General features: G+C 63.9%; 24 protein-coding genes and 1 pseudogene. 12 read left to right on the forward strand and 13 right to left on the reverse strand.

Going from position 1 to position 20914, the window contains the following annotated elements; genetic code table 11:
* The coding region (locus GR328_RS25300; RefSeq protein ID WP_281352128.1) for a TCP-1/cpn60 chaperonin family protein at positions 1–619 on the reverse strand (619 nt) is incomplete at its 3' end.
* A gap of 45 nt (positions 620–664) precedes the next feature.
* Positions 665–979, reverse strand: coding sequence for a co-chaperone GroES (gene groES / locus GR328_RS25305; RefSeq protein ID WP_160888429.1), 315 nt, complete (start codon positions 977–979; stop codon positions 665–667).
* Between the two features lie 217 nt (positions 980–1196).
* On the opposite strand from groES, the gene GR328_RS25310 reads away from it, so the two are divergent.
* Positions 1197–1493, forward strand: coding sequence for a hypothetical protein (locus GR328_RS25310; RefSeq protein WP_160888430.1), 297 nt, complete (start codon positions 1197–1199; stop codon positions 1491–1493).
* Between the two features lie 205 nt (positions 1494–1698).
* On the opposite strand, the gene GR328_RS25315 is transcribed toward GR328_RS25310, so the two are convergent.
* The 3 genes from GR328_RS25315 to GR328_RS25325 form a co-directional block, all read right to left on the reverse strand.
* Positions 1699–2448, reverse strand: a complete 750-nt coding sequence (locus GR328_RS25315) for a pseudouridine synthase (protein WP_160888431.1) — start codon at positions 2446–2448, stop codon at positions 1699–1701.
* On the reverse strand, positions 2445–3359 hold the full coding sequence (locus GR328_RS25320; protein WP_160888432.1) for a class I SAM-dependent methyltransferase: 915 nt from the start codon (positions 3357–3359) through the stop codon (positions 2445–2447). Before GR328_RS25320 ends, GR328_RS25315 begins: the two co-directional genes overlap by 4 nt.
* Before the next feature lie 113 nt (positions 3360–3472).
* Positions 3473–3790: a hypothetical protein gene (locus tag GR328_RS25325; RefSeq protein WP_160888433.1), complete on the reverse strand. Its 318-nt coding sequence runs from the start codon at positions 3788–3790 to the stop codon at positions 3473–3475.
* Positions 3791–3981: 191 nt separating this feature from the next.
* Here GR328_RS25325 and GR328_RS25330 point away from each other — a divergent pair, with 191 nt between their 5' ends.
* Positions 3982–4266 carry a hypothetical protein gene (locus tag GR328_RS25330; RefSeq protein WP_160888434.1) on the forward strand — a complete coding sequence of 95 codons (285 nt, stop codon included), beginning with the start codon at positions 3982–3984 and terminating at the stop codon, positions 4264–4266.
* Here the strand turns inward: GR328_RS25330 and GR328_RS25335 are convergent.
* Positions 4215–5219, reverse strand: a complete 1005-nt coding sequence (locus GR328_RS25335) for a DMT family transporter (RefSeq protein WP_160888435.1) — start codon at positions 5217–5219, stop codon at positions 4215–4217. The genes GR328_RS25330 and GR328_RS25335 overlap by 52 nt on opposite strands.
* 403 nt (positions 5220–5622) lie before the next feature.
* Here GR328_RS25335 and GR328_RS25340 point away from each other — a divergent pair, with 403 nt between their 5' ends.
* The 3 genes from GR328_RS25340 to GR328_RS25350 all read left to right on the forward strand — a co-directional run bounded on the left by GR328_RS25340 (position 5623) and on the right by GR328_RS25350 (position 7969).
* Positions 5623–5952, forward strand: a complete 330-nt coding sequence (locus GR328_RS25340; protein WP_160888449.1) for a septal ring lytic transglycosylase RlpA family protein — start codon at positions 5623–5625, stop codon at positions 5950–5952.
* Positions 5953–6051: 99 nt separating this feature from the next.
* Positions 6052–6810 carry a hypothetical protein gene (locus GR328_RS25345; RefSeq protein ID WP_160888436.1) on the forward strand — a complete coding sequence of 253 codons (759 nt, stop codon included), beginning with the start codon at positions 6052–6054 and terminating at the stop codon, positions 6808–6810.
* Complete coding sequence (locus GR328_RS25350) at positions 6803–7969, forward strand: thermonuclease family protein (protein ID WP_160888437.1); 1167 nt, start codon at positions 6803–6805, stop codon at positions 7967–7969. Before GR328_RS25345 ends, GR328_RS25350 begins: the two co-directional genes overlap by 8 nt.
* Positions 7970–8020: 51 nt before the next feature.
* On the opposite strand, the gene minE is transcribed toward GR328_RS25350, so the two are convergent.
* The 3 genes from minE to minC are packed head-to-tail and all read right to left on the reverse strand — an operon-like array spanning position 8021 to position 9849.
* Complete coding sequence (gene minE, locus GR328_RS25355) at positions 8021–8287, reverse strand: cell division topological specificity factor MinE (protein WP_160888438.1); 267 nt, start codon at positions 8285–8287, stop codon at positions 8021–8023.
* On the reverse strand, positions 8284–9099 hold the full coding sequence (gene minD, locus GR328_RS25360) for a septum site-determining protein MinD (RefSeq protein WP_160888439.1): 816 nt from the start codon (positions 9097–9099) through the stop codon (positions 8284–8286). Before minD ends, minE begins: the two co-directional genes overlap by 4 nt.
* Positions 9100–9120: 21 nt before the next feature.
* Positions 9121–9849, reverse strand: coding sequence for a septum site-determining protein MinC (minC, locus tag GR328_RS25365; RefSeq protein WP_425487079.1), 729 nt, complete (start codon positions 9847–9849; stop codon positions 9121–9123).
* Positions 9850–10268: 419 nt separating this feature from the next.
* On the opposite strand from minC, the gene GR328_RS25370 reads away from it, so the two are divergent.
* Complete coding sequence (locus tag GR328_RS25370; RefSeq protein WP_160888440.1) at positions 10269–11402, forward strand: TAXI family TRAP transporter solute-binding subunit; 1134 nt, start codon at positions 10269–10271, stop codon at positions 11400–11402.
* Between the two features lie 82 nt (positions 11403–11484).
* Entirely contained in the window at positions 11485–13023 is a 1539-nt protein-coding gene (locus GR328_RS25375; protein ID WP_160888441.1) for a hypothetical protein, read from the forward strand.
* Between the two features lie 49 nt (positions 13024–13072).
* Here GR328_RS25375 and GR328_RS25380 read toward each other — a convergent pair whose 3' ends face one another.
* Positions 13073–13330, reverse strand: a complete 258-nt coding sequence (locus GR328_RS25380) for a hypothetical protein (RefSeq protein ID WP_160888442.1) — start codon at positions 13328–13330, stop codon at positions 13073–13075.
* 205 nt (positions 13331–13535) lie between these two features.
* Here GR328_RS25380 and GR328_RS25385 point away from each other — a divergent pair, with 205 nt between their 5' ends.
* Both GR328_RS25385 and GR328_RS25390 read left to right on the forward strand, forming a co-directional pair.
* Positions 13536–14303 carry a sulfite exporter TauE/SafE family protein gene (locus GR328_RS25385; protein WP_160888443.1) on the forward strand — a complete coding sequence of 256 codons (768 nt, stop codon included), beginning with the start codon at positions 13536–13538 and terminating at the stop codon, positions 14301–14303.
* Between the two features lie 114 nt (positions 14304–14417).
* Entirely contained in the window at positions 14418–14855 is a 438-nt protein-coding gene (locus GR328_RS25390; RefSeq protein WP_160888444.1) for a hypothetical protein, read from the forward strand.
* Positions 14856–14916: 61 nt separating this feature from the next.
* Here the strand turns inward: GR328_RS25390 and GR328_RS25395 are convergent, their stop codons facing one another.
* Positions 14917–15948 (reverse strand): cysteine synthase A, encoded by a 1032-nt coding sequence (locus GR328_RS25395; protein ID WP_160888445.1) that lies wholly within the window; start codon positions 15946–15948, stop codon positions 14917–14919.
* Positions 15949–16141: 193 nt separating this feature from the next.
* On the opposite strand from GR328_RS25395, the gene GR328_RS25400 reads away from it, so the two are divergent.
* On the forward strand, positions 16142–17377 hold the full coding sequence (locus tag GR328_RS25400) for a YeeE/YedE family protein (protein ID WP_205790306.1): 1236 nt from the start codon (positions 16142–16144) through the stop codon (positions 17375–17377).
* 54 nt (positions 17378–17431) lie between these two features.
* Here GR328_RS25400 and GR328_RS25405 read toward each other — a convergent pair whose 3' ends face one another.
* Positions 17432–18331: a LysR substrate-binding domain-containing protein gene (locus GR328_RS25405; protein ID WP_160888446.1), complete on the reverse strand. Its 900-nt coding sequence runs from the start codon at positions 18329–18331 to the stop codon at positions 17432–17434.
* 96 nt (positions 18332–18427) lie between these two features.
* Here GR328_RS25405 and GR328_RS25410 point away from each other — a divergent pair, with 96 nt between their 5' ends.
* Positions 18428–19894: a catalase gene (locus GR328_RS25410; protein ID WP_160888447.1), complete on the forward strand. Its 1467-nt coding sequence runs from the start codon at positions 18428–18430 to the stop codon at positions 19892–19894.
* Between the two features lie 64 nt (positions 19895–19958).
* On the opposite strand, the gene GR328_RS25415 is transcribed toward GR328_RS25410, so the two are convergent.
* Positions 19959–20609 carry an MBL fold metallo-hydrolase gene (locus GR328_RS25415; protein ID WP_343039489.1) on the reverse strand — a complete coding sequence of 217 codons (651 nt, stop codon included), beginning with the start codon at positions 20607–20609 and terminating at the stop codon, positions 19959–19961.
* A gap of 140 nt (positions 20610–20749) precedes the next feature.
* Between GR328_RS25415 and GR328_RS25420 the strand changes: the two are divergent.
* Positions 20750–20914: pseudogene (locus GR328_RS25420) on the forward strand (S-(hydroxymethyl)glutathione dehydrogenase); the annotation flags it as partial.

Raw genomic sequence — 20914 nt, forward strand, 5'->3', positions numbered from 1 at the left:
TGGTGATGAAGTAGGGCGAGAGATAGCCGCGGTCGAACTGCATGCCCTCGACCACGTCGAGTTCGGTCTCGGCGGTCTTGGCTTCCTCGACGGTGATCACGCCCTCGTTGCCGACCTTCTGCATGGCCTCGGCCAGCATGCGGCCGACTTCGGCATCGCCGTTGGCCGAGATCGTGCCGACCTGGGCCACCTCATCCGAGGATTGGATCTTCTTGGCGCGGGACTGGATGTCCTTGATGGCCTCGGCAACGGCAAGATCGACACCGCGCTTGAGGTCCATGGGGTTCATGCCGGCGGCCACGGCCTTGGCGCCCTCGCGCACGATGGCCTGGGCGAGCACGGTCGCGGTGGTGGTGCCGTCACCGGCGATGTCGTTGGTCTTCGAGGCCACTTCGCGCACCATCTGGGCGCCCATGTTCTCGAACTTGTCGGAGAGCTCGATCTCCTTGGCGACGGTGACGCCGTCCTTGGTGATGCGGGGCGCGCCGAAGCTCTTCTCGATCACCACGTTGCGGCCCTTCGGGCCGAGAGTCACCTTTACCGCGTTGGCAAGGATGTCGACGCCGCGCAGCATGCGATCGCGGGCGTCGGAAGAAAACTTAACGTCTTTGGCAGCCATGGGCTGAACTCCTGTTGGTTCTTATCTGTTCGGGGCTTGGCTGATTTAGGCAGCCTTCTGCGCTTCGGCAGACTGCTCCATCACGCCCATGATGTCGGATTCCTTCATGATCAGGAGGTCCTGACCGTCGATCCGCACCTCGGTGCCGGACCACTTGCCGAACAGCACGCGGTCGCCGGCCTTCACGTCGAGAGCAGCGACCTTGCCGTTCTCATCGCGGGCGCCCGGGCCGACGGCGACGACTTCGCCCTCCTGCGGCTTTTCCTTGGCCGTGTCCGGGATAATGATGCCGCCGGCCGTCTTCTCTTCGGCCTCGATGCGGCGGACGACAACGCGGTCGTGCAGCGGACGGAACTTCATGGGTGAGCCTCCTCGACATTGAATGAGAGGCACTCGTCTGCGCCGAGCAGCACGATTAGCACTCGACGCATGAGAGTGCTAACGCGAAGTGATAGCCTAGAGGATTGAGAACTGCAAGCTCATCATTCCGCAGAAGACCGATCCCGGACGGACCTGATCCTTGGAAGCAACGTTGAACCTGTATAGGCCGCTTGGCCCTAAGAAGTGAGGTTCGGCAGTGTTGAGTTTCAAAACCGTCGAAGAGGTTTGCGAAAGCAAGAACATAACACTTGTGGTTCACCCGGCGATCCGTCAAGCGGTCAAGGGCTATGAAGAGAGCTTCTACATAGGACTACGCTGCTTCCTCAATGAGGAGACAGATGGGCTATACTTCCTGCCTCTTCAGGATGGCGGCTATGTTCGCCTTGTATTTTCCCGGCGCTTCTCCGTAGGAGGGCACCCGATCCTGCGGGTTGATCCGCTGACTGCAGATGGATTGCGGCGGATAAAGGCGGGAATCAACACAGACGGCTGAGCTTCACCACAGCCAGCACTTTCAATGCGCGTTGATGTGCCGCGGAACTAGACCCATGCCGCAGACAAGGCAGCGAATTCGGATACGCCCCTGAGGTCGGAAAATCTTCCCGCCTTCGGACAGCAGCCCTCCATCCAGCTGAGCTACGGGTGCCTTGCGGCGATGGGCTGGAGGGCTCGGGCCAAAGGGCGCGAGATCCCGCCGCCTACGCCCCCTTCGCGAGCGGGAAGATCGACGCGAGATCGGCCTCGCTCAGAATCCTGTAATGGCCGGGCTCCAGATCCGCAGGCAGGGCGAGATCCCCGATCCTGTCGCGATGAAGGGCCGTCACGTGATTGCCCAGAGCGGCGAACATCCGCCGAACCTGATGGTAACGGCCCTCGGTCAGCGTCAGATGGGCGCTTCGTTCGGACAGCGCCTCCATATGCGCGGGCAGAAGCGGCCTGTCCTCGCCGTCCAGCATCAGGGTGCCGGCGGCGAAGATCTCGACCTCGTCGCCACGCAAGGGGCGGTCGAGGGTCACGTGGTAGCGCTTCGGAATACGAGCGCGGGGGGAGATGACCCGGTGCAGCAGGTTGCCGTCGTCGGTCATGAGCAAGAGGCCGGAGGTTTCCTTGTCGAGGCGGCCGATGGTGGAGATCGCCGGGTCGCGGCGCCGCCAGCGCTCGGGCAGCAGACCATAGACCAGGGGGCCCGCCTCCTTGTGGGAGCACGTGACCCCCAAAGGCTTGTGAACCATCAGCGCGACGCCCGGCGGCGGATCGAGGGGCTTGCCGCGAACAAGCATGCGCTCCGGGAGATCGCGGGTGATGGCGATGCGCTCGTCGGCATGCGCGATCGTCTCTCCGTCGAGCATGACATGGCCGGCATGGACGAGCTGCTGCACCTCACGGCGCGAGCCGTAGCCCATATTGGCGAGCAGCCTGTCGAGGCGAAGCGTGGCGATCCTGCTCATTTCTGGGCCTCGTAAACCTTGTAGCCTGAAGCCTCCGCTTTGAGCGTCACGCGTTTGAACAGGGGCTTCAGAACGCCTTCGTAAGGCAGATGGCGGTTGGCCACGAGCCAGAGCACGCCGCCTGAGCGCAAGGATTCGGCCGCCCTGCGGATGAAGCTCTGGCCCAGATTCTGATCCTCGGCCCCGCCGTCGTGGAACGGCGGGTTCGTCACCACGAAATCGAGACCCGCGACGCGCACGCCCGAGCGCAGATCGGCCCAGCGAATTTCCGCCCGCGCATCCTCCACATTGCGCGCGGCCATCTCCGTCGCCCTGCGGTCGATATCCAGCATCGCCAGATGCGAGACCTTCGGCGAGGAGAGAATGATGCGGGACAGGATTCCGATGCCGCACCCGAAATCGGCGCCCCTGCCGCTCAAGGCCGGCAGGTTCCGACCGAGCAGGTCGCTGCCGGGATCCAGGCGGTTCCAGCTGAACACGCCGGGCTGCGTCCATGAACCCAAGCGATCGTCGAAGCGTGGGGCGCCCACGGCAAGAGCCTCCTCGATGCCCGCGAGCTCGGCCGGCCTCGTGCAGGAACAGATGCGATAGTGACGGCGGGAGATTTCGCCGACCTCACAGCCGAAGGCCTTCAGCTCCTTGGCGAGCCGCGATCCGCCCTTGTCCTTGGGCGCGAGAATGGTGAGCGCGCCCCCGGGAGCGAGCGCCCTCAGCGCCAGAGCGGCGGTGTAGCGCCGCTCCACCGTGCCGGGCGGAGCGAGCACCACCATATCCGTCAGAGAGCCTTCCGCCTGATCCTCCAGCCTCCGGGAGCCCGGGATCAGGGGAGAAAACTGAATGCTGCCCGCCGGCGCTTCGGCCAGTTCTGCCGGAGGCGTCCCATAGATGCCGGTCGATGTGATGTCTTGCAAAGCTGCTCGGTCCACGCTGAACGAGCCGTGTTCTTATTATGCCGCGGCACGGAAGGTAAGCGCCAAAGCGCCGCCCTTCACCTCTGTCCCGGGCTGCCGAAGGACCGCGGCACCTAACGGCAGACGATGGCGGCGCTCGGGCAATGGGCTTCGTAAGCCGGAGTCGGGCAATATGTCTGCGCGAATGTCTCCGTGACGGTGCAGGTGACATGCACCCGGTAACCCCGCTGCGGCACGCCGATGCCCTCATGCAGGACGGAATAGCCCAGGCCCTGCTCGGCCAGACGGGCGATGGCACGCTCCGGGACGACCGGCGCGACGCGGGTCACGCGGGTGGTTCGGGTCACCGTCATCTGCGCCATGTCGGCGGCCTGGGCCCCCTGCCCCAGCAGACCCGCCACGATCACGACACCCAGCGCCTTAAACTTCATGTCACGTCCCTCACCTTTCTGTCGCAGGCAACCGCGAAGCCTGCGGAAGAATAAATGCCCTGAGGGGCTTTCGGATCCAGGCGAGCTTTCAGCCCCGTCCACAGGGCGATCGGAACCGAAGGGCTTTAAACAAGCGGTAGGATGTTGTGGGCCATAACCCTTCCGAAACGTCGTGAAGTGAGCGGGACCACATGCATCACATCCATCTTGCCGAGGGATTGCGGCTTCGTTTCCCGGCACGCAGCATCGATTTCGACCAGGGCGTCGAAGTCGGCATGCTGGCCGCTTTCATGAGCCAGGACATCGCGCAGTTCAGCCGCCGCATCTCGAAGGCCAATCTGGGCCAGGTGCGTGCGGTGGCGGAGCAGTTCGGCTACCGCCTGATCGAAGGCGCCTCTGTCGAGGATTGCGTGGAACTCACCTTCTACAGCCGCGCCGTGCGCCCGCGGTTGCGCGTCGTGCAATCGGGAGCCTGATCGCTCAGGCTCCTCCGCGCCTGCATCATGCGGACACGCTCCCGATAGGCGGTATAGAGCCCGCTCGCTGCGATGATGCCCGCGCCCACGATGGTCCAGCCGTCCGGGAGAGCGCCGAACACCAGGTAGCCGAGCGTTCCCGCCCAGATCAGCTGCACATAGGAGAACGGCGCGATCGCGGATGCATTACCGTAGCGGTATGCCAGGACGACCAGCCATTGCCCCATGGCGAAGAACAGGCCCATGAGAGTGGCAAGCTCGATTTCGCTCCCGATCGGCGTCACCCAGTTGAAGGGCAGCAGGACGCTCAGGACAAGGCAGCCCAGGACAGCCGAATAGACTAGCGTCGTCAGAGGATGATCGCTGCCGCTCATCCTGCGCGTCACCACGGCGCTGGCGGCCCAGCTCGTGGCGCCCAGCAACGGCAGGAGGGCCGCCGGCTGAAAGGCATCCGTGCCGGGGCGGATGACGACAAGCACGCCGGCAAGGCCGACAAGGGCCGCGATCCAGCGCCGCCAGCCGACCGTCTCGCCCAGGAAAACGATCGACAGGGCCATGATCAAGATCGGAGAGATGAAGTAGATCGCCGTCGATTCCGCCACCGGCAGATATCGCAAGCCCTGCGTGAAGAACAGGGTCGAGCCGATTATGCCGAAACTTCTCAGCGCCTGAAGGCCCGGGCGCTTCGCACGAAACAATCCTCCGCCTCCCGTGAGCATGATCACGGGCACGACGATGCAGGTGAAGGTGAAGTAGCGGATCCAGGCGATCTCGACCGCGGGCAGGGTGGCGGTCAGATGCTTGGTGATCACATCGCACAGGGAGAAGAAGACGGTGGATGCCACGAGAAGCAGAATGCCCCGTACCGGAGACTGGGCAGGCCCGTGAGAAGGCTGGTTGGAGACGGTGGGTGAATCCTCGCTTTTTTCAGCGGTCTCGGAGGCGATGGTCATGTACGGCTCAAAAAAGTGGCCCGCATACGGACGCTGCGGGCCTGGAGGTCGTTGAAGACACGACTAAAGATTCGTTTCGGGTCCATGGGAAGTGCAAAGACCACACCGGCGCCATGCTTTCGATGAATGCTTCTGATCGGGACAAGCCCTCCTGTTCCCGCTCGTCGTCATTCCGCGCGGGCCCAGGCTATAACCTACAAACCGTTATAATATTTTTCAATACACATGAACATTCATTGAGCATCCGGATTATAAACTGCCGCGTTCAGCAACAATGAAGGTCTCATTGTCGCCTTATTAGTCTTCATCTTGCACGCCCTCTACAACAACAAGGGAATGCATTGTGGATCAAGGTAAGGTAACACTTAAACTGGCAGGTCTTATTCTTTCGGCTATCGTTGTCATGCCCGCCTCGATGGCGCAGGCCCACCCGGAGAAGACATCCGGAAAAGTCGTTCAGAACGGCCGCGCATCATGGTACGGCCCTGGATTCCACGGGCGGAAGACCGCAAGCGGTGAGACCTTCAACACCAATGCCATGACGGCCGCGCACCGCACTCTTCCCTTCGGCACCCGGGTGCGCGTCGTGAACAAGCGGACTGGAAAATCGGTGGTGGTGCGCATCAACGACCGCGGCCCCTATGCGCATGGTCGCGTTATCGATCTCTCCCGCGCCTCGGCCGAGGCCATCGGCCTGAAAGGCGTCGCTCCGGTCACCGTTGCGGAGCTTTGATCAAGCCCTTCAAAGCGGGCTTCGATGGAACTCGGAACCGTCCAGCCCGCTTTTCCCCGGTCATCTTTTTCAAGCAGAGAAAGCTGTTCGGAACATTCCATGCAAGCGCACCGGTTGCTGACATCGACCCTTTCCGTTCTTGCGGTCCTGAGCGCGGGGATCTGCTCGACGGCCCTTGCCCAGGAGGCAAGACCCTGGGTCGACCCACCGGCGAACGACGCCGCTCCGCAGTCGACGCCCGCCGCTCCGTCCGCGCAACCATCGCAGCCGCCCGAGCCGCATCCCGTCTCGCCGGCACCCGAGGCGCACCGGACGACGCAGCCCCCGCAGGCCGCATCGCAACCTTCACAACCCGCCGCCCCTGAAACGCGCAAGAAGGCGGCCGAGCCGCAACAACCGCCATCACAGAACGAGCGTCGCCTGTCGCGTAGCGAAGTGGCGAAAGATTTCGCGATCGATTACCTGACCTCATGGTCGGCGCGGAACGATGTCGCACTCGACGCCACGGCCGAGCTTTACGCGCTTCGTGTCCTCTTTCACGGCCGCACCGTCAGCCGGGAACAGCTGCACAAGGAGAAGCGGCGTTTCGTCCGCCGCTGGCCCGAACGCGAATATCGCCCACGTCCCAATAGCATCGGAGCCGAGTGCAAGCCCGACGGTACCGTCTGCACCGTGCATATGGTCTTCGACTATACGGCCGTCAATCCGAAGCGCCGCCGCATCTCGGAAGGATCGGGAGCCCTTCGACTCATCGTGGAATTCATCGGGGAGAAGCCTGTGATCGTCGCCGAGCACAGCACGTTGCTCAAGCAGACCCGCAAGCGCACCCTTGCTCTGGAGGAAACCTCGAATGAGTGACGTCACCTCTCATCGCGAGACGTCTGAGAAGCTCCGCAACACGCCGATCGGCAACGCCGTGCAGCTGAGAGAACGGATGCGCGCGCTGATCCATGCCGAAGTCGAAAAGCTCAACCCCACGGACGATGCGCGCCGGGCCCTGGAACTCATCATCGAATCGTCCCTGCGCCCATCCAATGCCGACGGCGAGCTGAAGCTCACCGTGATCGATCCCGCCGGGCAGCCCCGCATGACCGAGAAGAACGGGCGGCAGGTTCCGTTCACCCTGCACGACCTCATCGCGGAGCTGCGCACGCTCCATCCGGTTCTCTTCAAGTCCCCTCCCCCGCCAAAGCCGCTCGCAGACGCGACCGTCGGGGCACCAATGCATCACGCTCCCTCGCCAGGGCCGCAGGCTCCGGAGCGGGATTGGCTGAAGCTCGACCCCGGCGAAGCGGAGCCGGAGAGCAGCCCAGCCCCGTCGCCGGGCAGGAAAGCACTCATGCATTGGCACAAAGGCCAGATTCGCTTCCACGGCTGGTCCAAGAGGATGTCCCGTACTCTCAACGGATCCGGGGCGGCGGGCGTTCGGCAGGAATTGACGAACTCCATCGCCGCCTCCAGGGAGCGCGCTCAGGCCTTCTTCGACCAGCTTCAGGAGAGGCCCGTGTCCCGCCGCCCGGGCTTCGCCCTTGGTGCCATCGCCGCTCTCGCGGTGCTGCTGGCCACCGGAGCGTTCCTTCTTCTGCGCACCGATGACATCACACAGGCCTCCGGCGACCCCACGGCAACGGGCTCTCTGGCATCCGGCCAGGTTGCCGCCGCGCAGAGGCCAGCAACCCGCTCCTCGACCGAGCGCACCCTGCGCGGCGTGCCCGATGTGATCGATACCGCAACTCTGTCCCTGAACGGCGAGGTAGTCCGCCTCTTCGGCGTGGAATGGGCGCCGGGCGCAGGCAAGCCGGAAGACCTGACCACTTATCTTCAGGGCCGCGAGGTGACCTGCGAGCCGGCAGGCGGCAACGACACCTATCGTTGCCGTGTCGGCGAACAGGATCTGTCCCGGGTCATCCTCTACAACGGCGGCGGGCAACCCACCTCCGAGGCCACGCCGGAACTCAAAGCCGCAGCGGATCACGCGCGGGAGGCGAAGATCGGCGTGTGGAGCAAACAGCCATGACTGAAACGGCCCCCCGCGCGGCAGGGGGCCGTCCGAATGATCCGGACCGGGTCAGCGGGCGCCGACCGGAGTAGGCCCCGGAATCTCGACCTCGATCTCCAGCGTCGAGATGTCCGCGTCGCGGTTCATCTTCACCTGGACATTCTGATGCTCGACCATCACGTGGCGGCGAACGACGGCGAGAATCTCCTCACGCAGTTGCGCGACCAAGTCGGGCTTGCCGCCGAGGACGCCGCGCTCGTGCGCCAGCAGGATCTGCAGGCGCTCTCGCGCCACAGGCGCCGACGTGCGGCGGTTGAAGAAACTCATGAGGCTCATGCGGCCCTCCGTCCGAACAATTTGCCGAGCAGGCTCTTCTTGTCGCTCGGGATCGTGAGCTCGACGGTCTCACCCTTCAAGCGGCGCGCGGCGTCGAAATAGGCGCGGCCCGGTGCGCTCGACGGATTGTTGAGAGTCACGGGCGAGCCCATGTTCGATGCGCGCAGCACTTCCTCGCTCTCAGGAATGATGCCGATGAGCGGAATGGAGAGAATCTCCAGCACGTCGTCGACCTTCAGCATCTCGCCGCGCTCGGCGCGGGCCGGATCGTAGCGGGTGAGGAGCAGGTGCTTCTCGATGCGGTCGCCCTTCTCCGCCTTCTCGGTCTTCGAGTCGAGGAGGCCGATGATGCGATCGGAATCTCGCACGGAAGAGACTTCCGGATTGGTGACCACCACAGCCACATCGGCATGGCGCATGGCCATGGTCGCACCGCGCTCGATGCCGGCCGGGCTGTCGCAGATGATCCAGTCAAACCTCTCGCGCAGGTCGTTGAGCACGCGGGCCACTCCCTCTTCGGTCAGCGCGTCCTTGTCCCGGGTCTGCGAGGCGGGAAGCAGGGAGAGGTTCTCGAGGCGCTTGTCGCGGATCAGGGCCTGGGAGAGCTTCGCATCGCCCTGCACCACGTTGATGAGATCGAACACCACGCGGCGCTCGGCGCCCATGACGAGATCGAGATTGCGCAGGCCGACGTCGAAGTCGATGACAACGACCTTGTCGCCGCCATGCGCCAGCGCCGCGCCCAGAGCTGCCGAGGACGTTGTCTTGCCAACGCCACCTTTGCCGGATGTTACGACCAAGACTTTGGCCATTGTCGTCTCTCTTTCTCTCTATCAATCCAGGGTTTGCAGGATGATCGAATCGCCATCCAGATTCACCTGGACGGGTTGACCGTGGAACTTCGTGCCGAGGTCGTCGGCGGTCTTGTAGAGGCCGTCGATCGCGATCAGCTCGGCCTCGAACTTTCTGCAAAAGATGCGTGCGCGGCCGTTGCCCGTGCAGCCGGCGATCGCCCGCCCGCGCAGCGCGCCGTAAATGTGGATGGAGCCTCCAGCCACGATCTCCGCGCCCGAAGCGACGGAACCGAGAACCGTCACGTCGCCCTCCGGGTGAAGGATCGACTGGCCGGAACGCACGGAGCCTTCGATCATCAGCGACTTCTCGGCGGAAGGCTGCTGAGCGAACGCGGAGACGGCGGAGACTGCCGCATCGGCAGAATCGGCCGCGCCCGGTACGTCGATCTCACCCGCGGGCTTGCCGCCTGCGATCTGCGGCGGCATGTCGGGCTCGACATTCTCAGGCGCGGCACCTTCGAGGCCGATGATGCGGATGTTGCGCATCTTGAAGGCGGCCAGGAGAAACTTCAGCTCCGATTTGGAAGGCTTGAGGCTGGACACGTCGGCGATGATCGGCCGCCCGGAGAAAAATCCGGGCGAGCGCTCCGACACGGCGTCGAGATCCTCGAGCCAGTCCCTCAGCGGCACTTCAGGCGCGAGGACCAGGGCCATGAAGGACCTGCCACGAAAGCGAAGAGCGGGACGGGGGCGAACGGCGATGGTCACGGGAGTTCAAATTCCTTTAATACCCCCCGATTTCGAACGCACATGGTTAATGGACGGTTAAAAGCGTCGAGCTCCGATAAGAAATTTTCAGTAGCCGCCCGGACAATATCCGGTCTTCCCCAACGAACGTAACGGAAGAACGCTTTAAGAAATTGAGCCGACGCAAGGAATATAAAGATAAGTTATATTCCTTTGTGGCTATCATCTAGCACTTCTTGAGTATTAATCCGATATGAAAATACAATTGACCGAGCTCATGATGAGCATACGATGACCATTCTTTCGTTACCGCCATCGGATACATAAAGACTATTTTCACAATACGCGTTCGTCAGGCAGAACGATTGAAACGATAAACGACCAATTGACGAGTCCAGGGAGGACGGAGAATGGCGGGTCGAGTTCATGATCGTGTGGCGATGCGTGCTCCTTCTCTCCGGCGGGCGATCCAGGCCGGCGTCATCGCAGCGGGGCTCCTCTCGAGCATCGTCTGCGCCCCGGCCCAGACGATGCCGGGCTTCAACGCATCCCGTGCGAACAAGGGCACCCTGGGCGTCGTTTCGGGCGGTGCCGACGGCACATACATCCGGATCGCGGCCGATCTCGCGAACGTGCTCGACAACAAGGACCTGCGCATATTGCCGATGATCGGGCGCGGCTCGCTGCAGAACCTGAAGGACATCATGTTCCTGCGCGGCGTCGACATCGGCATCGTGCAGATGGATGCGCGCGAGCAGCTGAAGGCGGAGAACCTCCAGGACGATGCGATCCGGCGTCTGCGCTTCATCACGCGCCTCTACAACGAGGAGGTTCATATCATCGCGAGCCGCGAGATTACGGATATCCGTCAGCTCGAAGGCAAGAAGGTCAATATCGACAAGGCCGGAAGCGGCACGAACCTGACCGCGCGCCTCATCTTCGACAAGCTGGGGATCAAACCCGAACTGACGACCTTCGATCAGGCAGCATCCTACGCGAAGCTCAAGTCCGGTGAGATCCAGGCCGCCCTCTACGTCGCCGGACGTCCCGTCCGGGCTATCGCGGAGTTCCAGACCGACGGTCAATTTCATCTCCTCCCGATTCCCTTCGAGGGCGAGATCGCCGAATCCTACTTCCCGGCCCGCTTCGAGACGGTGGACTATCCCCAGCTCGTCGCACAGGACAAGCCCGTCGATACCCTGGCGGTCGGCAGCCTGCTCGCGGTGTACAACTGGCCGGAGAACACCGACCGGTACAACCGCGTGAAGCGCTTCGTGGACGCGTTCTTCTCTCGGTTCGACGAGTTTCTCCAGCCGGGCCGCCATCCGAAATGGAAAGAGGTCAATCTCGCCGCGGACGTTCCCGGCTGGGAGAGGATCAAGGCTGCGCAGGATTGGCTGGACCGCGCGGCGACCGCCGGCAAGCCCTCGCCCGAGGAGCAGACTTTCGAAAGCTTCATGGAGAGCAGAGGCATAGCGGTCTCGGCGGAGCAGCGCGAAGCCCTCTTCCAAGATTTTCTCGCTTGGCGCAACGATCGCCAGAGAGCCTCCCGCCGGGCCCTCCGCCAAGACTGATTCCACGCGCGACGACGCTGCCGCAGTGCCGATGTGGAAGGCTCACGAATGAGCCCTCTGCCGCCAGCTGAGGAGGTCAGACATGAACCAGCGCCATCAACCCAGGTTTCCGCGTCCCGCCGCCGGATGGTTGGCGCCCTCCTTGATCGGCCTCTCTCTTCTGGGACCCGCCTTCGCCGAGGCGCCTCCCGCCCGGCCCATCGACGCGCCGGAGAGCCAGGAAGCCCCGGTTAAGGCCGAAACCGCGGACGACCTGTCCGCGATGCTCTCCTTCCTCATCACATCCTCGGAGCGGAAGCACCTGGCGGCGGATCTTCTCGACTCCCTCAGGAACGGCGACCTGCGGAGAGCGGAGAGCAGCATCAATGCAGCCATCGAGACAGGAACTCTCGCCATCGCCCTCGCCGATCGCCTGAATGATCCGAACCTTCTCGCGAGCCTGCAGAAGCTCGATCTCCCGAGCCCTCGGGAGCCGAGCGCCTCTTCGGCGAGCGTCTCTCGCGAATGCAGTGCGCCCGTCGCGGCGGAGACGGCCAATCTCGCCCAATTGCAGGAAGCCTTGGATCACGAGCAGGCCTACAGCGGCATGGTCACGAAGACGCTGACCGATCTCATGGAGCAGTACAACGCGCTCACGACCCGTCTGGAGACCGACGCATCGGACACCCACCTCAAGATGTCCGAGCTGCAGAACGCCCTGCGGCAGGAGCAGCAGCAGCGCGAGGCCATTGCGCGTGAATTCGCGAATCTCCAGGCGGATTATCTGACGCTGCAAGCCGCCAAGGAGCCGAACGGCGCGTCGAAGCCAACGGATGTCGCGAACCTGGAATCCTTGCTGGAGCACGAGCGCGCACGGGGCGATAACGCCGAGCGCCAGCTCGCCGGCATGCGGGAGGAGATGCGCAGCCTGCTGGCCGCCAAGGACAACGAGATCAAGGACGGAAAGGCAGCGGCGGCGGCGCGAATCGCCGAATTGGAAGAAGCCGTATCACAGGCCAGCGCGAGAGGCGACGGCCTCGCGCAGAAGCTCGCCGACGCGACCGAGGCGCTGCACTCCCTTCGGGAGGCCAACGCGCAGAGGTCGATTCCGCTGGTTTCCGAATCCGTGCCGCTGGAAGCCGAGGCTTTCAGCCTTCTGCAAGAGAAGGATGCCGCCGCTCCGGCAGCTCCTGTTCCTGCGCCAGCCGAATCCAGCCTCCCTCCCCGGGAGGACAGGCCTGCCCTGGTGGAAATCGCGCAGCCCCCTGAGAACGCTCTTCCCCGGCCCGAAGCCATCGTGTCCGCTGCGGTGCCTGCCCAGATGGACCTGCCACCAGCCGTGCAGCCCAAGGCCGGCCCGCCCCCACTGGCGAACAATCCGGACGACCGGCTTACGGCTCGCGCGGACGAGCTCCTGCAAAAGGGCGACATCAGCGGCGCCCGTCTCCTGCTCGAGCGGTCTGTGAAGAACGGCAACGCCAGGGCAGCCTTCCTGCTGGCCGAAACCTTCGATCCGCATGTCCTCTCCAGGCTCGGGGTGCTGGGTCTTCGAGGGGATGTGGACAAGGCCCGGCAGTTCTACGCGCAAGCCCAGGCGCTTGGGATGACTCAGGCCTCGGAGCGACTGCAGGCCCTGAAATGAGGTTTCGCGCTGAATTCCTCCGGTCCGAAGAGGATTCTAGACGAGGATTTTAGAACGGCACCCACTCACCGTTCTCGGTCAGCGTCTCGACGGCTCGCTCCAGGGCGGTGCCGGCATCGAGAAGCTGCTGGGCGGTCTGCTGGATCGACAGAGAGGGACCGGACAGGGTGGCCACATGTTCCGTCACGTCCCGCACGCGCTCGATCAGATCGATGAGATCCGCAGCCAGAGCCGCCCGCTCCTCCGCCTCGGTAGCGGAGGACCTGGCCTGCTTCAGGCGAGGAGCAAGGGGAATGACGTTCGACATGCGTTCTAAAATCCGCCTTCAGGGACGTGAGAGCAATGGACGCTTAAGCTACGATCCACAGGAAAGCGAAGGCTTTTCGTCCTCACGCGGCGCCTTTTCGCCGTTTTCGGCCTCCTAGACGTTCGCCCTATGGGCTCTGGAAGCGTGAGCGTGCTATCTGCGCCTCTCGTGCTCTTCCCCCTCCTTCCAGCAGACAGATCGGATCATGGAACTCACCACTGCGGCGCTTCTTGCCGCTTCGGGCCTTGCGGCAGGTCTCGTCAACGCCATTGCAGGCGGCGGCACCTTCTTCACGTTCTCGGCCCTCGTCGCGGCGGGTCTTCCCCCGGTGGTGGCCAATGCCACGAGCGCGGTGGCGGTGACGCCCGCCAATCTGTCGAGCGCCTGGGCCTATCGGCGTGAGCTGGCCGCCAATGCCCGGCGCTTCGCGGCTCTGGGCGTGGTGAGCCTGATCGGCGGCCTGGGCGGCGCCTATATCCTCACCGTTACGAACAACGAGGCCTTCCGCCTGCTCGTGCCGTGGCTGCTGCTGTTCGCCACGCTGCTCTTCGCCGCCAGCCCGCGCATCGTGGCACTCGCCCGCCGTATTGGAAAGAGCGAGGGCAGGCATCCCTCCACCCGCGCCTGGGCGGCAGGTCTCGCCTTCCAGACGCTCGTCGCCGTCTATGGCGGATTCTTCGGCGCAGGAATGGGCATCGTGATGCTGGCAGCGCTCGCCATCACCGAAGGCGACGATTTTCACCTCATCAACTCGGCGAAACATCTCTGCTCCACGCTCATCCAGCTCGTCGCCGTCGTGCTGTTCATTGCAGCGGGGCTCGTGAGCTGGCCCGAAACGCTCGTCGTAGGCGCGGCCTCCGTGATCGGCGGCTATCTCGGCGTCGTGTTCGGACGCCGCCTGCCGGCAAACGTGATCCGGTGGCTGGTGATCGCAGTGGGCGCCGCATTGACACTGTATTTCTTCATTCGTTGAGGCCCGCGAAGTTTTCGCGCGCTTCGTCGCTTTTCTTCCAACCTGCCCGATTCACGCCACAACAATCCCGCTTTCTGTCACGGTTCGAATCCCAAATATTTAGAGGATGATCTCGTGGCTGAAACACAGAAACTTGCAGAACTCAGCAGCACCCAGACGGTGAGCGCTCTCGGCCTGCGCTGGGCCGCCTTGCGCGGCATGCTGAACTCGCCCCTGATCGCCACAGAGGATCAGCGGGCGCTTCGCGATGAGCTTCTGGTCGAGCTCGCCACCGTCGAGCAGGATTTCAGCACGTTGCAATCCCGCAACCCGATGGAGATCTCGGCGAAAGTCGACATCGCGAAATCCGCGCTGCGCGACAAGATCGACGCAAGCGAGCTGTGGATGATCGATCTCCTCGAGAGCATCCAGGCGGACCTTCAGAACTTCACGACGGTTCCGAAGAACGGATCAGTTCAGGCCGCACGCCCGCCGGTCAATCTCTCCCGCGCCCACCAGGCGCGTCCGGAAGAGAGCGATACGACGGAGACCAGCACGTCGTCCGCCGCCTAAAGCGACGCGTTCTCCGGCATGTCGCGCCTGATCGCTCAGGCGCGACATTTCTTTTCATTCTTTACACGAGGCCCGGATCGATCGTGCTCTCGCGCTCCAGCCACGCGGGCACCGGCAGATCCTTCCCCCGCAGGAAGGCCGGGTTGAACAGCTTCGACTGATAGCGCGTGCCGTAATCGCAGAGCACGGTTACGATCGTGTGCCCGGGGCCGAGCCGGCGCGCGAGCCGGATCGCCCCCGCGACATTGATGCCGGACGAGCCGCCGACGCACAGCCCTTCGTGCTCCAGAAGATCGAAGACGACGGGCAGCGCCTCCTCGTCGGGGATCTGGAACGCCACGTCGATGGGCGCGCCTTCCAGGTTCTTCGTCACCCGTCCTTGCCCGATGCCTTCGGTGATCGACGACCCTGTCGCCTTGAGCTCGCCCGTGTCGACCCAGTTCGCGATCGCGGATCCCATGGGATCGGCGAGTGCGATCGCAATTTTCGGGTTGCGCTCTTTCAATGCAATGCCGACGCCTGCCAGCGTTCCACCCGTACCGACCGCGCTGACGAAGCCGTCGATCTCGCCTCCCGTCTGGTCCCAGATCTCCGGACCCGTGGTTTCGATATGCGCCTGCCGGTTGGCTACGTTGTCGAACTGGTTCGCCCAGATCGCGCCATTGGGCTCGGATGCGGCGAGACGCTCCGCCAGCCGGCCCGATACCTTCACGTAATTGTTGGGATTCGCGTAGGGCACCGCCGGCACTTCGATCAGCTCCGCCCCCGCGAGCCGCAGCATGTCCTTCTTTTCCTGGCTCTGGGTCTCGGGGATCACGATCACCGTCCTGAAACCCAAGGCGTTGGCCACGAGCGCGAGGCCGATACCGGTATTGCCCGCCGTTCCCTCCACGATCACCCCGCCGGGTTTCAGCGCCCCGCGTCTCACCGCGTCCTTGATGATGAAGAGAGCCGCCCGATCCTTCACGGATTGGCCGGGATTCATGAACTCGGCCTTGCCGAGGATCGTGCAGCCGGTGAGTTCCGAGGCGCGGCGTAGCTTGATCAGCGGCGTGTTGCCGATGGCGGAGGGGACGTCGGATTTGATGGCCATGGTTGCGATCGTTCCTTGAGGTTGGCGGCGGAGCATCGGGCGAAGGGCGAAAAGACGCAATCCTCCCTTATTTCACATTTCAATATCGATAATATATCGCATAATACAAGTATTGACGTTCTTTAAAACGAACCACATGTTCACTTCGCGGATCATCTGATCCACCCTCCATTGACGCAGCAAGGAACCGTCCATGTCCAGCTCCGCCGTGGCTTCGCCTCTTTCCGTCGGAAACCGTGCGAGCTCGACCCTCAACGCCCCCGCCTCGCTGGCGGCCGCAGCCGGCATCATCGGCGGCGCGGCTCTCCTCGGGGCCGCCATCAACCCCAGGCAGGCCGCGCTCTACGTCCTCGGCGCAGCGCTCGGCCTCGTGCTCTACCATGCCGCCTTCGGCTTCACCTCCTCCTGGCGCGTGTTCATCGCGGACCGGCGCGGCGAGGGCCTGCGCGCGCAGATGGTGATGCTCGCGATCGCCTCCATCCTGTTCTTTCCGGTCCTAGCCTCCGGCACTCTCCTCGGCCAGCCGGTCTCCGGCAACGTCTCGCCGGCGGGTATCAGCGTGGTCGTGGGCGCCTTCATTTTCGGCGTCGGCATGCAACTCGGCGGCGGCTGCGCCTCCGGCACGCTCTATACGGTGGGCGGCGGCTCCACGCGCATGCTGATCACGCTCGCGGGCTTCATCGCCGGTTCCGCCGTCGGTGCGGCGCATCTGCATTGGTGGACGGCCCTCCCGAGCCTGCCCAAAATCTCGATCGTGGAGCTGTGGGGACCCTGGCCGGCGCTCGTCGTGCAGCTTGCGGTCTTCGCCCTCATCGCCGCCGTCACGGTGGTGTTCGAGAAGCGCCGTCACGGCGGGCTGATCCAGGCGGCGCCCTCGCCGCGTCAGGGCCTCGCCCGCTTCCTGCGCGGCCCCTGGCCCATCGTAGCCGGTGCGGTGGCGCTGGCGCTCCTGAATTTCGTGACGCTCTATCTCGCCGGCCGTCCCTGGGGCGTGACCTCCGCCTTTGCACTCTGGGGCTCAAAGATCGCGGCCGCCATTGGTTTCGATGTGGCGAGCTGGCCCTATTGGTCCTCGCCCGCCCGCCAGGCCGAACTCACCGGCAGCATCTTCAACGACATCACCACGGTGATGAATTTCGGCATCATTCTCGGCGCCCTGCTCGCGGCCGCGCTTGCCGGACGCTTCGCCCCGGTATGGAAGATCCCGCTGCGCTCGGCCGTCGCGGCCATCGCCGGTGGGCTGCTTCTCGGCTATGGCGCCCGTCTCGCCTATGGGTGCAACATCGGCGCCTATTTCTCCGGAATCGCCTCGGGCAGCCTGCATGGCTGGGTCTGGCTCGTCGCGGCCTTTGCCGGGAACGTGATCGGCACCCGGGTGCGCCCGCTCTTCGGCCTCGAGGTAGAACGCACGAGGCTCACGGGCTGCTGAGACCGGCAGTTCACCGATGAGAGGCTCCCCGGCTCGCGCCGGGGAGCCTTTCGCTCAGGCCGTCTGAGCCTGCCGCACCTGCCTGATGAGGTTGCCGAGGGCGGTGAAATCCTTCTTACGCCCCGAGGTCCTCCGCCAGACGAGGCCGAGCGTGCGCATGGGTGGATCGTCCGGGAACGGAATGAGCGCGACGCGCTGGCGGTCGACCTCCGCGGCCACGCACAGCTCCGGCAGGAGCGTGATGCCGTGGCCTGCCGCCACCATCTGCATGATGGTGGTGAGCGACGCCGCTCCCAGCGCCTTTCGCGCCTGCATGTTGGCGATATGGCAGAAATGAAGGGCCTGATCGCGCAGGCAGTGTCCCTCTTCCAGCAGGAGCAGGCGCTCCCGCCCGATGCGCTCGTGCAGATCCTCAGCATTCCATTGCGCCGCCACCTGAGCCTGCACGGCGATGAGGAATCGGTCGTCGAAGAGCGGCATCCCCTCAAGTTGGGCGCTCGGCGCAGGCAAGGCGATCAGCACCGCGTCGAGCTCGCCCCGCAGGAGTTCGTCCACCAGCATGTCGGTCTGCGTCTCGCGGATCTGCAGGTCGAGCGTGGGATAGAGCTGCTCCACATCCGTCAGGATCGCGGGCAGGAGGTAAGGCGCGACGGAGGGGATCATTCCCAGGCGCACGGGGCTGGAGAGCACGCCCTGGTGCTGGCGGGCGAATTCCGACAATTCGCGCACCTGGCCCAGGATCGATTCGGCCCGCTGGGCGATCTCCCGCCCCACCAGGGTCAGCACGACAGAATTGCCGCGCCGCTCCACGAGCTCTACGCCGAGTTCCCGCTCCAGCTCCTTGACCTGCATGGACAGCGCCGGTTGCGTCACGGAGCATCGATCGGCCGCCATGCCGAAATGCCGCACGCGCGCGAGTGCCTCGAAATATCGTAACTGACGGAGTGTGACCATGATGCTGATAAGAATATCTGATCGACTTTGACAAGCAAAACAATTGGACCTGATAAAGGTTCGCCGTCATGGTGCAGCCGCACTATGGGGATGACCATGACGAAGACAACGACTCTGACCACCACGGCCGGCGCGCCGATTGCCGACAACCAGAACAGCCTGTCCGCCGGCGAGCGCGGCCCGCTGCTGCTCCAGGACTATCAGCTCATCGAAAAGCTGGCGCACCAGAACCGCGAGCGCATTCCGGAGCGCGTGGTGCACGCCAAGGGTTCGGCCGCCTACGGCACGCTGACCATTACCAGCGACATCACCAAGTACTCCAAGGCGAAGGTCTTCTCGGAAATCGGCAAGCAGACGGAAGTGTTCCTGCGCTTCTCCACCGTCGCCGGCGAGCGCGGCGCGGCCGATGCCGAGCGCGATGTCCGCGGCTTCTCGCTGAAGGTCTATACGGAAGAGGGCAACTGGGACATCGTGGGCAACAACACGCCCGTGTTCTTCATCCGCGATCCGCTGAAGTTCCCCGACTTCATCCGCACCCAGAAGCGTCACCCCTCGACGAACCTGCGCTCGCCCACCGCCATGTGGGATTTCTGGTCGCTCAGCCCCGAGAGCCTGCACCAGGTGACGATCCTGTTCTCGGATCGCGGCCTGCCGCAGGGCTACCGCTTCATGCACGGCTTCGGCTCGCACACCTACTCCTTCATCAACGAGGAGGGCGAGCGCTTCTGGGTGAAGTTCCACTTCAAGTCCATGCAGGGCATCAAGAACTGGACCAATCGCGAGGCCGAGGCGGTAATCGGCAAGGACCGCGAAAGCGCCCAGCGCGATCTCTACGAAGCGATCGAGGGCGGCGACTTCCCGCGCTGGAAGTTCTGCGTGCAGATCATGCCGGAGACGGATGCGGAGAAGACCTCCTACAATCCGTTCGACCTCACCAAGGTATGGCCGCACGCGGAATATCCGCTGATTGAAGTCGGCGTGCTCGAGCTTAACCGCAACCCGAAGCATTACTTTGCTGAAGTCGAGCAATCCTCGTTCTCGCCGTCGAACATCGTGCCGGGCATCGGCTTCTCGCCCGACAAGATGCTGCAGGGCCGCATCTTCGCCTATGCGGATGCGCACCGCTATCGCGTCGGCACCCATTACGAGGCGTTGCCGGTCAACCGTCCGCGCTGCCCGGTCCATCACTACCATGCGGACGGCTCGATGCTGTTCGACATCCCGAACCGGGGCGATGCCTATTACGAGCCGAACTCCTTCAACGGTCCGGTGCAGACCGCCCGCGCCGCAGAGCCGCCGCTCAAGATTTCGGGTGACGCCGACCGCTATGATCACCGCGCCGGCAACGACGACTACAAGCAGCCGGGCGACCTCTTCCGCCTCATGACGCCGGACGAGCAGAACCGGCTCATGGACAACATCGCCGAAGCGATGCAGGGCGTGCCGGAGGAAATCGTGAAGCGCCAGATCGTGCACTTCTACCTCGCCGACAAGGCCTATGGCCTCGGCGTCGCGGAGCGCATGGGCCTGAAAGGCGCCGTGGCGATCCAGGCGGCGGAATAAACAAAGCAAAAGCCGTAGGGGCAATAAGAAGCGGCCCGGGAGCGATCCCGGGCCGTCATCGTTTTCAGAGAAGTTCTTTGCCCTGGAGGAAGGGATTGGTCTGCCGCTCCTGGCCGATGGTACTCATGGGACCATGGCCGCAAATGAAGGCGATGTCGTCGCCGAGCGGCAGGAGCTTGTCTCTGATCGAGCGGATGAGGGCCTTGCCGTCGCCGCCGGGAAGATCCACCCGGCCCACGGAGCCCTGGAACAGCACGTCGCCTACGATGGCGAAGCGCTCGTCTTTCGAGACCAGCACCACGCTGCCGGGCGAATGGCCCGGACAATGCAGGACGTCGAGGGTCAGTTCTCCGACGGTTACCGTGTCGCCCTCGTCGAGCCACCGGTCCGGCGCGACGGCGCGCGCGGGAATGCCGTAGGCCTGTCCCTGCGCGGCGAGGTGCTGGAGCAGGAAGTCGTCGGCTTGGTGAGGGCCTTCGATCAGCACCCCGAGCTCGTCGCGCAGCTCCGCTGCGCCCGCCGCATGATCGATATGGCCATGGGTGAGAAGGATCTTCTCCACGGTGACGCCGCTTTGGCTGATGGCGTCGCGGATACGCTCCAGGTCGCCGCCGGGATCGATCACTGCCGCCTTCCTGGTCTTCTCGCACCACAATAACGTGCAGTTCTGCTGGAAGGGCGTGACGGGGATGATGGCGGCGCGAACATTGGGCACGGGCGGATCCTTCGATTGTCGAAGGAACACATATGACCGGCAGGCTTTTCTGGAAACCCCAGGATGGAAACCGCCGTTCATTGACCTTCCGTTAACGCGGTTCACATACTCCCGAACCGAATCACGTGGGGAGAATGAACATGGAAACGCGTGCGGCAGTTGCGTGGGAGGCGGGCCAGCCTTTGACGATTGAGACGATCCGCCTGGAGGGCCCGAAGGCGGGCGAGGTTCTGGTGGAGGTGATGGCGACCGGCGTGTGCCACACCGACGCCTACACCCTGTCGGGGCTCGACTCCGAGGGCAAG

Origin of the sequence: Microvirga makkahensis, from assembly GCF_009830105.1 — a bacterium.
GTDB classification, from domain to species: Bacteria; Pseudomonadota; Alphaproteobacteria; order Rhizobiales; family Beijerinckiaceae; genus Microvirga; species Microvirga makkahensis.

Coding starts and splice junctions, on each gene's coding strand:
- GR328_RS25385 (WP_160888443.1), top strand. CDS start 13,536: ATGGAACTCACCACTGCGGCGCTTCTTGCCGCTTCGGGCCTTGCGGCA.
- GR328_RS25350 (WP_160888437.1), top strand. CDS start 6,803: ATGAGTGACGTCACCTCTCATCGCGAGACGTCTGAGAAGCTCCGCAAC.
- GR328_RS25335 (WP_160888435.1), bottom strand. CDS start 5,219: ATGACCATCGCCTCCGAGACCGCTGAAAAAAGCGAGGATTCACCCACC.
- GR328_RS25410 (WP_160888447.1), top strand. CDS start 18,428: ATGACGAAGACAACGACTCTGACCACCACGGCCGGCGCGCCGATTGCC.
- GR328_RS25325 (WP_160888433.1), bottom strand. CDS start 3,790: ATGAAGTTTAAGGCGCTGGGTGTCGTGATCGTGGCGGGTCTGCTGGGG.
- minE (WP_160888438.1), bottom strand. CDS start 8,287: ATGAGCCTCATGAGTTTCTTCAACCGCCGCACGTCGGCGCCTGTGGCG.
- GR328_RS25340 (WP_160888449.1), top strand. CDS start 5,623: ATGCCCGCCTCGATGGCGCAGGCCCACCCGGAGAAGACATCCGGAAAA.
- GR328_RS25400 (WP_205790306.1), top strand. CDS start 16,142: ATGTCCAGCTCCGCCGTGGCTTCGCCTCTTTCCGTCGGAAACCGTGCG.
- GR328_RS25380 (WP_160888442.1), bottom strand. CDS start 13,330: ATGTCGAACGTCATTCCCCTTGCTCCTCGCCTGAAGCAGGCCAGGTCC.
- GR328_RS25370 (WP_160888440.1), top strand. CDS start 10,269: ATGCGTGCTCCTTCTCTCCGGCGGGCGATCCAGGCCGGCGTCATCGCA.
- minD (WP_160888439.1), bottom strand. CDS start 9,099: ATGGCCAAAGTCTTGGTCGTAACATCCGGCAAAGGTGGCGTTGGCAAG.
- GR328_RS25405 (WP_160888446.1), bottom strand. CDS start 18,331: ATGGTCACACTCCGTCAGTTACGATATTTCGAGGCACTCGCGCGCGTG.
- GR328_RS25315 (WP_160888431.1), bottom strand. CDS start 2,448: ATGAGCAGGATCGCCACGCTTCGCCTCGACAGGCTGCTCGCCAATATG.
- groES (WP_160888429.1), bottom strand. CDS start 979: ATGAAGTTCCGTCCGCTGCACGACCGCGTTGTCGTCCGCCGCATCGAG.
- GR328_RS25395 (WP_160888445.1), bottom strand. CDS start 15,948: ATGGCCATCAAATCCGACGTCCCCTCCGCCATCGGCAACACGCCGCTG.
- GR328_RS25330 (WP_160888434.1), top strand. CDS start 3,982: ATGCATCACATCCATCTTGCCGAGGGATTGCGGCTTCGTTTCCCGGCA.
- GR328_RS25375 (WP_160888441.1), top strand. CDS start 11,485: ATGAACCAGCGCCATCAACCCAGGTTTCCGCGTCCCGCCGCCGGATGG.
- GR328_RS25345 (WP_160888436.1), top strand. CDS start 6,052: ATGCAAGCGCACCGGTTGCTGACATCGACCCTTTCCGTTCTTGCGGTC.